The 13,281-nt window shown below is 29.5% G+C and carries 11 protein-coding genes and 2 pseudogenes; 9 read left to right on the plus strand and 4 right to left on the minus strand.

Annotation, left to right across the window (positions count from 1 at the left end; translation table 11 throughout):
• Position 1: 1 nt before the first annotated feature.
• Both JJC03_RS09505 and JJC03_RS09510 read left to right on the plus strand, forming a co-directional pair.
• The gene (locus tag JJC03_RS09505) at positions 2-844 is read left to right on the plus strand and encodes a lytic transglycosylase domain-containing protein (RefSeq protein WP_088398494.1); all 843 of its coding nucleotides are present in this window, start codon (positions 2-4) and stop codon (positions 842-844) included.
• Between the two features lie 91 nt (positions 845-935).
• Positions 936-1,304, plus strand: coding sequence for a sulfite exporter TauE/SafE family protein (locus tag JJC03_RS09510; RefSeq protein WP_088398493.1), 369 nt, complete (start codon positions 936-938; stop codon positions 1,302-1,304).
• 3 nt (positions 1,305-1,307) lie between these two features.
• Here JJC03_RS09510 and JJC03_RS09515 read toward each other — a convergent pair whose 3' ends face one another.
• Positions 1,308-2,009, minus strand: a complete 702-nt coding sequence (locus JJC03_RS09515) for a TlpA family protein disulfide reductase (protein WP_088398492.1) — start codon at positions 2,007-2,009, stop codon at positions 1,308-1,310.
• Positions 2,010-2,156: 147 nt separating this feature from the next.
• Positions 2,157-2,671 (minus strand): annotated as a pseudogene (locus tag JJC03_RS09520) (DUF2892 domain-containing protein).
• 208 nt (positions 2,672-2,879) lie between these two features.
• On the opposite strand from JJC03_RS09520, the gene rpmH reads away from it, so the two are divergent.
• From rpmH to JJC03_RS19180, 5 genes and pseudogenes are all read left to right on the plus strand, one after another.
• Positions 2,880-3,041, plus strand: coding sequence for a 50S ribosomal protein L34 (rpmH, locus tag JJC03_RS09525; protein ID WP_026979292.1), 162 nt, complete (start codon positions 2,880-2,882; stop codon positions 3,039-3,041).
• Positions 3,042-3,195: 154 nt separating this feature from the next.
• A pseudogene (gene carB, locus JJC03_RS09530) lies at positions 3,196-6,050 on the plus strand (carbamoyl-phosphate synthase large subunit).
• 88 nt (positions 6,051-6,138) lie between these two features.
• A complete protein-coding gene (locus tag JJC03_RS09535) occupies positions 6,139-7,368 on the plus strand; it encodes a porin family protein (RefSeq protein ID WP_235873167.1) in 1,230 nt (409 codons plus the stop codon).
• A 363-nt stretch (positions 7,369-7,731) separates the two neighbouring features.
• Positions 7,732-8,589, plus strand: a complete 858-nt coding sequence (locus JJC03_RS19175) for a chloride channel protein (RefSeq protein WP_374226219.1) — start codon at positions 7,732-7,734, stop codon at positions 8,587-8,589.
• Complete coding sequence (locus JJC03_RS19180; RefSeq protein ID WP_374226220.1) at positions 8,550-9,365, plus strand: chloride channel protein; 816 nt, start codon at positions 8,550-8,552, stop codon at positions 9,363-9,365. The genes JJC03_RS19175 and JJC03_RS19180 overlap by 40 nt, the downstream gene beginning before the upstream one ends.
• 9 nt (positions 9,366-9,374) lie before the next feature.
• On the opposite strand, the gene JJC03_RS09545 is transcribed toward JJC03_RS19180, so the two are convergent.
• Positions 9,375-10,061, minus strand: a complete 687-nt coding sequence (locus JJC03_RS09545; protein WP_123867179.1) for a Crp/Fnr family transcriptional regulator — start codon at positions 10,059-10,061, stop codon at positions 9,375-9,377.
• Positions 10,062-10,149: 88 nt separating this feature from the next.
• On the opposite strand from JJC03_RS09545, the gene JJC03_RS09550 reads away from it, so the two are divergent.
• Positions 10,150-10,590: a hypothetical protein gene (locus JJC03_RS09550; RefSeq protein WP_088398487.1), complete on the plus strand. Its 441-nt coding sequence runs from the start codon at positions 10,150-10,152 to the stop codon at positions 10,588-10,590.
• Between the two features lie 509 nt (positions 10,591-11,099).
• Here JJC03_RS09550 and nhaA read toward each other — a convergent pair.
• On the minus strand, positions 11,100-12,260 hold the full coding sequence (nhaA, locus tag JJC03_RS09555; protein WP_088445214.1) for a Na+/H+ antiporter NhaA: 1,161 nt from the start codon (positions 12,258-12,260) through the stop codon (positions 11,100-11,102).
• Between the two features lie 46 nt (positions 12,261-12,306).
• Between nhaA and JJC03_RS09560 the strand changes: the two genes are divergently transcribed.
• Positions 12,307-13,266, plus strand: a complete 960-nt coding sequence (locus JJC03_RS09560) for an ion channel (protein ID WP_309597635.1) — start codon at positions 12,307-12,309, stop codon at positions 13,264-13,266.
• Positions 13,267-13,281 lie beyond the last annotated feature (15 nt).

A 13,281-nucleotide genomic window follows, 5' to 3' on the forward strand; every position in this document is an offset into this window, starting at 1 on the left:
AATGAAGTTTAGAAGTATTGTTTTTTTGTTTTTGAGTGTTAGTTTTATCTTAGTAAGTTGGAAAAGCAATCCTCTTTTTCCTGTAAAGATTGATTTTTGTGGAGAAGAAGTGCCGCTAGATGTTCCTGATGTTCATGAAAGATTAGATCGTGAGTTAATTATTAATGAATATATGCATGGTTCAACTATTATGATCATTAAAAGAGCGTATCGTTTTTTTCCTATTATTGAACCTATTTTGGTAAAGAATAATGTGCCAGACGATTTTAAATATCTAGCTGTAATAGAAAGTTCTTTAACAAATGCTACATCTCCTTCTGGAGCAAAAGGTTTTTGGCAATTTATGCCTCAAACAGCTAAAGAAAAGGGAATGGAAATTACAGACGGAATAGATGAACGTTATCATTTGGAAAAAGCAACACAGGCTGCTTGTGAATATTTATTAAAAGCAAAAGAAAAGTTTGGTTCTTGGACTTTAGCAGCAGCTTCTTATAATGGAGGAATGAATGGATTGCAAAAAGCAATTAATCAACAGTTAGTTTCTAATTATTATGATTTGTTACTTACAGATGAAACATTTAGATATGTATTTAGAATTTTAGCTTTAAAAGAAATTATGAAAAATCCAAAACAATATGGGTTTGAATTGAAAGAAACAGAGTTGTATAAGCCACTAAAAGTAAAAAAAATAGAGGTAGATAGTAGTATTACAGATTTAGCTAAATTTGCTAAAAACCAAGGAGTTAATTATAAAGAATTGAAGTTGATGAACCCGTGGTTACGTGATGTAAAACTTGATAATCCTAATAAGAAAAAATATATTTTAGATTTACCAGTTAAATAAGGAAGCATAGATATTAAAATTATTTTTGATTAATGTTTATTAATAAATAAAATAACGTTACATTTCATGTACAATAAATAAAGTTTCGAATATGAATACAGCAACTATAATTGTTTTGATTATAACAGGATTGTTAGCAGGAATGTTAAGCGGGTTAGTAGGAGTGGGAGGCGGAATTATAATGGTTCCTATGATGGTTTTTATTTTAGGTTTTTCGCAGCATCAAGCGCAAGGAACAAGTTTGGCTGTATTGGTTGTACCTGTTACAGCTTTAGCTGTATTTAATTATTATAAAGAAGGATATATAAATTGGAAGTATGCCGCAGTAATAGCTCTATTCTTTGTTGTAGGAAGTTATGCAGGAAGTAAGTTAGCTGTTAACTTAGATCAAAAAATGCTGAAAAAAATTTTCAGCATTATATTGATAATTATAGGAAGTAAGATGTTTTTAGAAAAATAAACCCTAGTTAGAATCAGAAATTTGGCTTTCGTTTATTTTTTTTTCGACGACAATAGATTTAAGGCCTAGATTAAATGTGTCATAATTCATGGTTAATGCGTTTGAAAAGCTGATATTAGGTTTAGGGTGAGCCCCACCTCTTTTAATATCTACAACATTTAATTTTGCGTCTAAAAAATAAGAAGTTGGAAAGCCTAGTGTATGTTTTAAATGAGCTACTATAGGAGCATCATTTTCATAAGATTCATTAGCATAGCACACTTCTATGTTACTGTTGAATTTTCGAGCTATTTCCTTTATGTTTTTTCGTTTATCCCAAAACAATAAAATGAATTTAACATCTTTGGCGTGTTTTTGTGCTAACTTATTTAGAGCTTGAAACTCTCCTTTACTAGGAACGCACCAAGAAGCATAAGTTAAAATAAAAATAGGTTTTTGGATACTGCTTAACTGAATTTTTCTCCTTTCAAATGTTTTGAATGTGTAATCTTGAAAACGAGTTCCTTTAAGATGAAAGTTAACTAATGAATCAAATAACATTTTAGAAGTTTGAATATCATTTCTTTCATAAGCATAATTTACTTTTTGATTATACTTCGCTAAATGAGCTCTCAATGCGTCAGGAAAACTTGTAGTTATTACCTGATCTTGGCAAAAACTAAAAAGGGAATATAACGCAACTACTAAGAAATATAACTTTTTCATGTTTATTATTTGCTGCGAAGATAACCTGCTCACTTTTAATGGAATAAAATATTCGACTAACAGTATTTTTTTTCGATTATCTACCCTAAATATAGTAAAAAACCGCACTAGTTAGGTGCGGTTTTTTAATTTTAACATATTTTGTAGTTAAATTCTCTTTAATTGATCTTTCATCATTCCTATTTGATCTTTTAACATATTATGCTTGTCTAATTTTTTAGCTTCATTTAAGAGTGTAGTAGCTTCTATTTTTCTTCTCTTAGATAATGCTATTCCTGCTAAATTTAATTTAGCCAAAGCTAAATCTTGATCCATAGATAAACCTAATGCAATAGCTTTTTTAAAAATTTTTCTGCTTGATTTAGGTTTGTTTGTGAAACCATTAAACCATTTAAGTAATTGTAATAGCCTTGTTGTTTTTGTATTAAAGCTGTTTCAGGGTTTTTTATTTTATCTAGCCAGTTCTTAGCTCCTGTAAAATCTTGATTTCTTAACTTTAAAAAGGCGAGCAGGATATATTCGTTACGAAAATATAAAAAGATAGGAATTATGGTAAGTAGAAATAAAAATATACCATTACCGATATTATTTTCTGTAAATTGCCAAATTCCTGTTACAAGTAGCAAAGCTGCTAATACTAATTTAATATTTCTGTGAAACATAGTAATTTCTTTTTTTATGTGGTGCAAATATAGAAAAGATATACAAGAAATAAAGTCAACTTTTAAAGTCGTATGATAAAAGTTACGTATTTTTTGATATTATTTTAAAAAAGGATTTGCAGAAATAAAAAATGATTGTATATTTGCACTCGGTTTTGAGAAAACCAAATAACTAGATAAATATACAGGATTTTAAAGATAAAAAGCTATGAGTAAGAGAACATTTCAACCATCGAAAAGAAAAAGAAGAAATAAACACGGATTTATGGAAAGAATGGCTTCTGCAAACGGAAGAAAAGTTCTTGCTCGTCGTCGTGCTAAAGGAAGACATAAATTAACCGTTTCTTCTGAACCAAGACACAAAAAATAATGATTGTTTAACAATCTATACAAAGGCGTTACTTTTATTGGTAACGCCTTTTTTTAAAATTTAAATTCAGAAAGTGCTTTTTTAAATTTTAATTAAGAATAAATATTTTTATACAACTAATATTGCTGGTTAACAGCGCAAACAACACACACAAATGCCTAAAGACAATTCTATTAAATCAGTTTTAATTATTGGATCAGGACCTATTATTATCGGTCAAGCCTGTGAATTTGATTATTCAGGTTCTCAGTCTGCTCGCTCATTAAGAGAAGAAGGAATTGAAGTGATCTTAATCAATTCTAATCCTGCAACTATTATGACAGATCCTTCTATGGCAGATCATATTTATCTTAAGCCATTAACTACAAAATCAATTATTGAAATCCTTAAAGCACATCCACAAATTGATGCTGTTTTACCTACTATGGGAGGTCAAACGGCATTAAATCTATGTTTAGAAGCGGAAGATAAAGGAATTTGGAAAGATTTTAATGTGAAATTAATAGGAGTTGATGTAAATGCTATTAATATCACTGAGGATCGTGATCAATTTAAAGAATTATTAAATAAAATAGGCATTCCTCAAGCTCCTGCTAAAACAGCTAATTCTTTCCTAAAAGGAAAAGAGATTGCACAAGAATTTGGTTTTCCATTAGTAATTCGTCCTTCATTTACATTAGGAGGAACAGGAGCGGCTTTTGTTCATAAAAAGAAGATTTTGATACCTTATTAACACGTGGTTTAGAAGCTTCTCCCATACATGAGGTATTAATAGATAAAGCCCTTTTAGGCTGGAAAGAATATGAATTAGAGTTATTACGTGATAAAAACGATAACGTAGTTATTATCTGTACCATTGAAAATATGGACCCTATGGGTATTCACACTGGAGATAGTATCACTGTAGCTCCTGCCATGACCTTGTCTGATACAACTTTTCAAAAAATGCGTGATATGGCGATGCACATGATGCGTAGTATAGGAAACTTTGCAGGGGGATGTAATGTTCAATTTGCAGTTTCTCCAGATGATAAAGAAGATATCGTAGCAATCGAAATCAACCCACGTGTATCGCGTTCTTCTGCATTAGCCTCTAAAGCAACAGGATATCCAATTGCTAAAATTGCAACAAAATTAGCGTTAGGTTATACCCTGGATGAATTACAAAACCAAATTACAAAATCGACTTCTGCTTTATTTGAGCCAACATTAGATTATGTAATTGTAAAAATACCACGTTGGAATTTTGACAAATTTGAAGGGTCAGATAGAACTTTAGGACTTCAAATGAAATCAGTGGGTGAAGTAATGGGTATTGGTCGTTCATTTCAAGAAGCCTTACATAAAGCAACCCAATCTTTAGAAATTAAGCGTAATGGCTTAGGAGCCGATGGTAAAGGATATAAAAATTACGAGCAAATTATCGAAAAACTAACGCATGCAAGTTGGGATCGTGTGTTTGTAATTTATGACGCTATTGCGATGGGTATTCCATTATCAAGAATTCACGAAATTACTAAAATTGACATGTGGTTCTTAAAGGAATATGAAGCATTGTATTTATTAGAAAAAGAAATCTCTAAATATAAATTAGACACCTTACCTAAAGATTTATTACTAGAAGCTAAACAAAAAGGTTACGGTGACCGCCAAATTGCACATATGCTAGGCTGTTTAGAAAGTCAGGTGCATGCGTTAAGAGAAGAAATGAATATTCAGCGTGTATATAAATTAGTAGATACATGCGCTGCTGAATTTAAAGCGCAAACACCTTATTATTATTCTACTTTTGAAGCAGAAATTGAAAAAGCGGATGGTACACGTTATGTAGCTAATGAAAGCGTGGTTACTGATAAAAAGAAGATTGTTGTTCTTGGTTCTGGTCCTAACCGAATTGGTCAAGGAATTGAGTTTGACTACTCTTGTGTTCACGGAGTTTTAGCAGCTAAAGAATGTGGTTATGAAACCATAATGATTAACTGTAACCCTGAAACCGTTTCGACTGATTTTGATACAGCCGACAAATTATACTTCGAACCTGTTTTCTGGGAGCATATTTATGACATCATCCGTCATGAAAAACCTGAAGGTGTAATTGTTCAATTAGGTGGACAAACAGCGTTGAAGTTAGCTGAAAAATTAAGCAAATACGGAATAAAAATCATTGGAACTTCTTTTGACGCTTTAGATCTAGCTGAAGACAGAGGTCGTTTCTCTGAGTTGTTAACCGAGTTAAACATTCCATTCCCTAAGTTTGGTGTAGCTGAAAATGCAGAGCAAGCCGTAAAATTAGCAGACGAATTAGATTTTCCATTATTAGTGCGTCCTTCTTATGTGTTAGGAGGACAAGGAATGAAAATTGTTATAAATAAGCAAGAGCTAGAGGAGCATGTAATTGAAATTTTAAAACATATTCCTAATAATAAATTGTTATTAGACCATTATTTAGATGGTGCTATAGAGGCAGAAGCGGATGCAATTTGTGATGCTGATGGAAATGTGTACATCATAGGTATCATGGAACACATTGAGCCTTGTGGAGTACACTCGGGCGATAGTAATGCTACTTTACCTCCATTCAACTTAGGAGAGTTTGTAATGCAACAAATTAAAGATCACACAGAAAAAATTGCTAAAGCATTGAAAACTGTTGGTCTTATCAATATCCAGTTTGCTATAAAAGATGATACGGTTTACATTATTGAAGCGAACCCAAGAGCTTCACGTACGGTACCATTTATAGCAAAAGCATATGGCGAACCTTATGTAAACTTTGCTACTAAAGTAATGTTAGGTGAGAAAAAAGTAACTGATTTTGATTTCAATCCACAATTAAATGGATATGCTATCAAACAACCGGTATTCTCATTCAATAAATTCCCAGGTGTAAACAAAGCCCTAGGACCTGAAATGAAATCAACTGGTGAAAGCATCTTGTTTATTGATGACTTGAAAGACGATCAATTCTACGAGTTGTATTCTAGAAGAAAAATGTATTTGACTAAATAACAAATCAATACTTAAAAGCTAAACCATGAATTTACTTTAAAGTAAATTCATGGTTTTTTTATTACAAAAATTAATTTTAAAACAAACAATGAAAACCAAAATCCAAATTTTATTTTTTCTTTTTTTCTTAAACCAAACTTTTTCACAGATAAACTTTGAAAAAGGGTATTTTATAAATAATTTGAATCAAAAAATTGAATGTTTAATTAAAAATGAAGATTGGGCAAACAGTCCAATACAATTTGAATATAAATTAGATGAAAATTCTGCAGTTCAAATTCAAAATATTAATTATGTAAGTGAGTTTAGCATATATAATTGGTCAAAATACATTAGAGCTACTGTAAATGTGGATAAATCAAGTACGGATATCAATCACTTAAGCACTCAAAGAACCCCTGAATTCAAAGAAGAGACAGTCTTTTTGAAAATTTTAGCTGAAGGAAAAGCTAATTTATATTTTTATAAAGACGATATAAGCCAGAAATACTATCTAAAGTTAGAAAATGAATCTATTGAACCATTGATCTATAAATTGTATGTAGACAAAGATTACACTATATTAGAAAATCTTGGATATAAACAAAAATTACTAAACAGTTTAAAATGTTCAACAATCAAAAATAGCGATATTGAAAAAACATCTTATGAAAGTAGTAGTTTAGTGAAGATATTTGCGAAATTTAATTCCTGCAATAATGAAATTAACAATAGAAATTATCTATCTAAGGAGAAAAGAGATGTTTTCAACTTAAATTTAAGAGTACATTGTAATAAAACTTCCCTATCTTCTAGTAATAGTTTACTAACCAATTCAAATTTAGATTACGGAAATAATCTAAATTTAGGTTTGGGGCTAGAGTTGGAATTCATATTACCCTTTAATAAAAACAAATGGAGTATAATATTTGAACCCAACTACTCTAAATATTCTTCTGATCTAAGTAAACCAACCGATTCAAGTTATTACACCCAAGGCATAATTACAAATTCTGTCAATTATAGCACTATAGATTTACCTTTTGGAATTCGACATTATTTGTTTTTAAATAAAAAATCTAAACTTTTTATTAATGGAACATATGGTACTAGTTTCAGCATAAATTCCTCTTATATTACTAAATTGAACGACACTACAACAAACACTCTAGACGTGAGACCTACACCAAATTATGGAATAGGGATAGGTTATAATTTTAGAAATAAATTTATTCTTGAACTTAGAAACTATACTAATCAGAATATCATAAGTAACTATATTTTTTGGAGCTCGAATTATAGTAAATTTTCACTAATATTGGGATATACACTTTTTTAATTATTTAATATCCTCAGGTTATATTCAAACACAAAAACAATTCCAGAATCAAAAAATATAGATCAATAGAGATCTCTATATTCTAATCTATATTTTTTGATTTATTTTTACAACTTAAAATACAGACAATTGTTAGGGGCTATTTCAGGAATATACAAACACGATAACATCCGTTAAAATTATGCCAAGGAGAATTTCAGCTAAAATCCAACTTTTTTTTAGAACTATTTTTGCTCGTTTAGAGTATTTCTTTTTAAAGCGAAAGCTATACTTTCTGAACGAAATTTTTTATATCTATCTAGTGTAGCGATCGCTATTTCGGTTTCCTTTGCAGTAATTTTTCTTAAAACCTTTGCACATAAAGTGTTTATTTGGGCTAATTTGCTTAATAAGTATTTAAAATTACCCTATCCTAATAGTATGTTGCCAATTATAGGTTTAATATTAACTGTATTTGTAATTAAACGATTTCTAGGTGGAAGTATAGAAAAAGGAAGCGCAAAAATTTTGCACTCTATTGCAAAGAAAGGAGGGATAGTGCCTAGAAAACAAATGTATGCTCAAATAATGACAAGCTCTTTAACTGTTGGGATGGGAGGTTCTGCAGGATTAGAAAGCCCCATCGTAATTACTGGAGCGGCATTTGGATCTAATTATGCGCAAAATTATTCCCTTTCTAAGAAAAACAGAATATTACTCTTGGCTTGTGGTGTAGCAGCTGGTATTGGAGCAGCATTTAATGCTCCTATAGCAGGAGTGCTTTTTACTATCGAAGTTATACTTGCTGATATATCTATTTCTGCATTTATCCCCATCATGATTTCTGCTGCTACAGGCGCTTTAGTAAGTAAAATAGTTATTAGTGGTGAGGTTATTTTGAGTTTTCAAAAAGTACAAGCGTTTAATTTTTCAAATACCTTATTCTATATTTTATTAGGGGTATTAGCAGGTTTGGTATCAGTTTATCATGCTCGTACATTTAGGAAAGTAGAGCATTTTTTTAATCATTTTTCAGAAAGGGTATATGCTAAAGCAATTTTTGGTGCTTTAGTTTTGGCTATTCTAATTTTTTTCTTTCCAACCTTATTTGGGGAAGGTTATGAAAGTATAAAAATTTTGTCTACTTCACATCCAGAAATCCTTTTAGAAAACACCTTACTAGAAGGTGTTAAAAATGAAAAATGGATTCTGATTTTTTTGTCGGAGTTATTGTTTTTGTGAAATCTATAGCAACTGGGATTACATTAGGTAGTGGAGGAAATGGAGGGAATTTTGCACCTTCATTATTTGTAGGTTCTTATTTAGGATTTGTTGTAGCCAAAATAATTAATATATTAGGTATCTCACAATTACCCGTAACAAATTTTACTATAGTGGGGATGGCAGGTATATTAAGTGGATTGTTTCATGCTCCTTTGACCGCTATTTTTCTTATTGGTGAAATAACAGGAGGATATGATTTGATGATTCCTTTAATGATCGTATCATCTGTAAGTTTTGCTGTTTCTAAACGTTTTGAAGAACATTCTATGGATGTAAAGATGTTAGCTGATTCTGGAGATGTTTTTACAAGTAATAAAGATAAAAATATATTACAAAGTATAGAAGTCGTAAAATTAATAGATACCAATGTGAAAATAATCTTTCCAGAAGACTTATTAGATAAAATTGTAAATATCGTTTTAGAGAGTAAACAAACTATTTTTCCTGTGTTAAATAATCAACAGGAAGTTGTAGGAGTAATTTATTATGATACAATTAAAAAACTCTTATTTAATTCTTTTCAAGTTAAGTTTACAAAAGTTCATGAAGTTATGTCAAATAATTTTTTAGTTGCAGATATTAGTGAAGACATTGATGATATAATGAATAAATTTGATACGACAGAAATTAAAAGTCTTATTGTTCTCAAAAATAATAAATTTTATGGGATCTTAGATAAAATTAAAATTTTAGAAGATTATAGACTTACTTTTAAAAATTTACTAATTAATTAGTCTTTTTTGCTAAAAACCTTCAGAAATAATTGAAAGCAATTTCATGTTGATAATCTTTATACTTCTGCTATGATTAATTAAAATGCCTTCAGATTCAAAAAAGCTAATTACTCTAACTACTGTTTCTTCAGATGTTTCAGAATATTTGGCTATGTCTGACTTTGTCATAGATATTTCAAGTTCTTCTTCTTCTGATTTGTATTTTTCATTTAGGATAAGTAAAATTAAGGCAATCTTTTCTTTTGCAGATTTATGAGAGAGAGAGGTGATTAGATTGATCCAAACATTAAATTCAAAGCTTAAAATTTGAACTAAATTAAATGATAAATTCGGTGATTTTTTGGTTATTTCAATGAATCTATTCCCTTCGTAAACTTCTATTTCACTATCTTCTAATAAGATTGCTGTTACTGGGTGTTTTTCATTACTTAATAAAGGTCTAAAACCAAAAAATTCGCCTTCAACAAAAATATATACAATTCTTGTTTTTCCATCTTGATTTAATTGTTCAATTTTAACTTTTCCTTTTATTAATCGATAAACAGCCTTTGCATCTGTTCCTTCTTCGTACAGAATATTTCCTTTAGTATGCTTTTCAATTGATTTACAGGATTCTAGTTCTTGTAAGAATTTTGGTTTTACATTTTTTAGAAGTTCATGACTTCTAAAGGTATATCTAGTTATATCAAAACTCATGAAAAATAGTTCTTTTAAATATTGACGGTGATCAACTTTATTAAAATAAAGGTTGTCTAACTTTGAGAAATGTAAAAATATTAATAAAATGAAGAAGATTTTGACTTTCGCTTTTTTTGTTTTAACATTTTTCAATAATCTAAGTGCGCAAAATAAAAATGTTTCAAAAAGTATAATTAATCCGATGGCGTACGTAAGTAAATTTCATGAAAAAAGCGAATTAGATGGGATGCAAAAAGGAGGATTAGTAGAGCTATATTTAGAGCGTATCCGTGTTTTAGTACATAGAATTCCTTTTATAGCTTTAACAAATAAGACAGGTATATCTATGCAAGATGTAGGAATACCTGAAAATTCAGGGTATAATAAGTTTTTAGATAAGCAACATGAAGCAATTAAGTATTTTCTATCAGAGACCGAAAGTTGTCAAAAATCAATAACTCCTTTTGCTGATAAAAATAATATTATTAATGCTATTTTAGCTTATGAAACGATTCTAAAAGATTTGAGAATGTTACATGATAATTAACCCCTTAAAAATGAGCTTTGTTATTTCTGTTTTTATAATTTTTGAATGTTAAAATGGTTAGGTTTTCCAGCTGTAATTGTTGTAAGTTTGGGTTATGCACAATTTTTGTCTTGTTATTGATTTTTATTAGTTATTGATGTAACTAATCTGGAAAACCTTCCATTTTATTTATTGTGTCAATTTTATATAATTTATAATGTTGCGTTCTAAATGAAAAATTTTATTTATTAGTTAACTTTGATTAAAAAGGTTCAAGTCATAATAGACTTGAACCTTTTGTTTTTATTTCATTTTTGTTGAATGCTTATTTGTTCTTAATGGTCATTCCAAAATATTTTTTAATTCAATAACAAAAGGATATTAAAGCTTTCGAATTCTTAAATTTTAAAAAGGATTTTTTGTAGAGGTGTTTGTTTGAGTTGATAGTTTAATTTTTTTCTATTTTAGTAAAAAAGAAGAGTAATAGATCAAGAAATTATAGGTTCTATATTTATTTTTTTACATCTAAACTACATTGAATGTTTTTTAACTAAAAGTTTTTCTTTTAAAATAGTTTTTAGATAAAATAAACCAATCATTCCAGCTAATAAAGAACCTATAATGATATATAATTTAGAATTATTTATTATGGTAGGATCGGTAAAAGCTAATAAATCTATAAAAATAGACATGGTAAATCCTATTCCACCTAATATACCAGCTCCAAAAATAGTATACCAGTTTAAATCTTTTGGTAGTTTTGCCCATTTTAATTTTACTGATAACCACGAAAGAAAGGTAATACCTAGTGGTTTACCTATTGCTAAGCCTAAAATGATCCCTAAACCATAACTGGGTAATACCCCTTCATTACTATTAAATGCGAGGATGATAGCGGTATTTGCTAAAGCAAAAATAGGAAGAATTAAAAAGGCAACAGGTTTGTGTAATAGATGTTCTAATTTGTAAGAAATTGTATTTTCTGTTCCATCTTCAAAAGGAATTGCAAAAGCTAATAGCACTCCTGTAATTGTTGCATGAACACCTGAATGTAGCATAAAATACCACATTACAATACCTAGGATTAAGTAAGGCCATAGTTTGTAAAACTTCATTCTGTTCATGATTAAAAGTATTCCAAATATAGTCATGGCTATCCCTAAATTCATCCAGTTCATATCAGTTGAATAAAATAAGGCTATAACAATTATAGCACCTAAATCATCAATAACAGCTAGAGCTGTCAAGAAAATTTTTAGAGAAACAGGAACTCGATTGCCTAATAAAGATAAAATTCCAATTGCAAAAGCTATATCTGTAGCCATAGGAATTCCTATTCCATTAGTATAAGGTGTGTTCTGATTTATAAGATAGTAAATTCCTGCAGGAACAAGCATTCCTCCTAAAGCACCTAATATAGGAAGTAGTGCATTTTTAATCCTAGATAATTCTCCTATATAAATTTCGCGTTCTAATTCTAAACCTATCATTAGAAAAAAAATAGTCATTAAACCATCATTAATAATATGTTCTATTGAAAAATTTCCAATTTTAGTATGCCATAAATGTGAATAACTTTCTCCAAATGTAGAGTTAGTTATTGTTATAGAAAATATAGTACAAAATATTAAGATGATACCACTGGCTTTTTCGCTCTCAAAAAATGATTGAAATAATTTAGTCAATTTCACAGTCAATGTTTTTAATAAAATATATGGTAAATTTACGAAAAAAAAAATGATGGCAGTATTTGGAAGAAAAACAAAGAAGCTAACCACAGATGAGCATACTGGATTTGGTTCAGATCCTGAAAATTATGGAGGTCGTTTTGTTAGTAAGGATGGTTCCGCAAATGTTATTAAATCAGGAATTCCATTATTTGATCAAATTAGTTGGTTTCATACCCTTTTACAATTGCCTATTTGGAAATTTCATTTTGTAATATTAGCTGTATTTGTAATGGTTAATTTTTTATTTGCTTCAGTATATTATATAATAGGGATTGAGCATTTAAATGGAATTACGGCTACAAATGAGTTAGAAAAATTTGCACAAGCGTATTTTTTTAGTACACAGACTTTTACAACAGTAGGATATGGACATATAAATCCTCAAGGTTTTTTAACTAGTACAATAGCTTCTATTGAAGCATTGATGGGGTTATTAGCTTTTGCATTAGCAACAGGTTTATTATATGGTAGATTTAGTAAACCTAGGGCTTATCTAAAGTTTACTCACAATGCTTTAATTACCCCTTTTCAAGATGGTTGCGCACTAATGATGAGAGTTGCTCCTTTTAAAAACACGACCTTAACAGATGCTGTTGCAAAAATAACGTTAGGGTTAAAAGTACAAGAAAAAGGAAAATGGGTTAATAAGTTTTATCCCTTAGAGTTAGAATATGACCACGTAAATGTTTTAACGCTTAGTTGGACCCTAGTACATGTGATTGATGAAAATAGTCCTCTTTATGGTTTCTCAAAACAAGATTTTGAGACTAGAAAAGGAGAAGTAATAGTTTTTTTAAAAGCTTTTGATGATATGTTTAGTAATAATGTGGTAAAAAGAACTTCTTATACATTTGATGAAATCATCTACGGCGCTAAATTTAAGCCTATGTATGAACACAATAATAGTTTTACCTCAACTATTTTACATATAGATCGGTTAAATCAATTTGAAAAAGTTGAGATATAACTAAAGGAAAGAATT

The sequence above is a fragment of the Flavobacterium oreochromis genome (genome assembly GCF_019565455.1).
Classification (GTDB): domain Bacteria; phylum Bacteroidota; class Bacteroidia; order Flavobacteriales; family Flavobacteriaceae; genus Flavobacterium; species Flavobacterium oreochromis.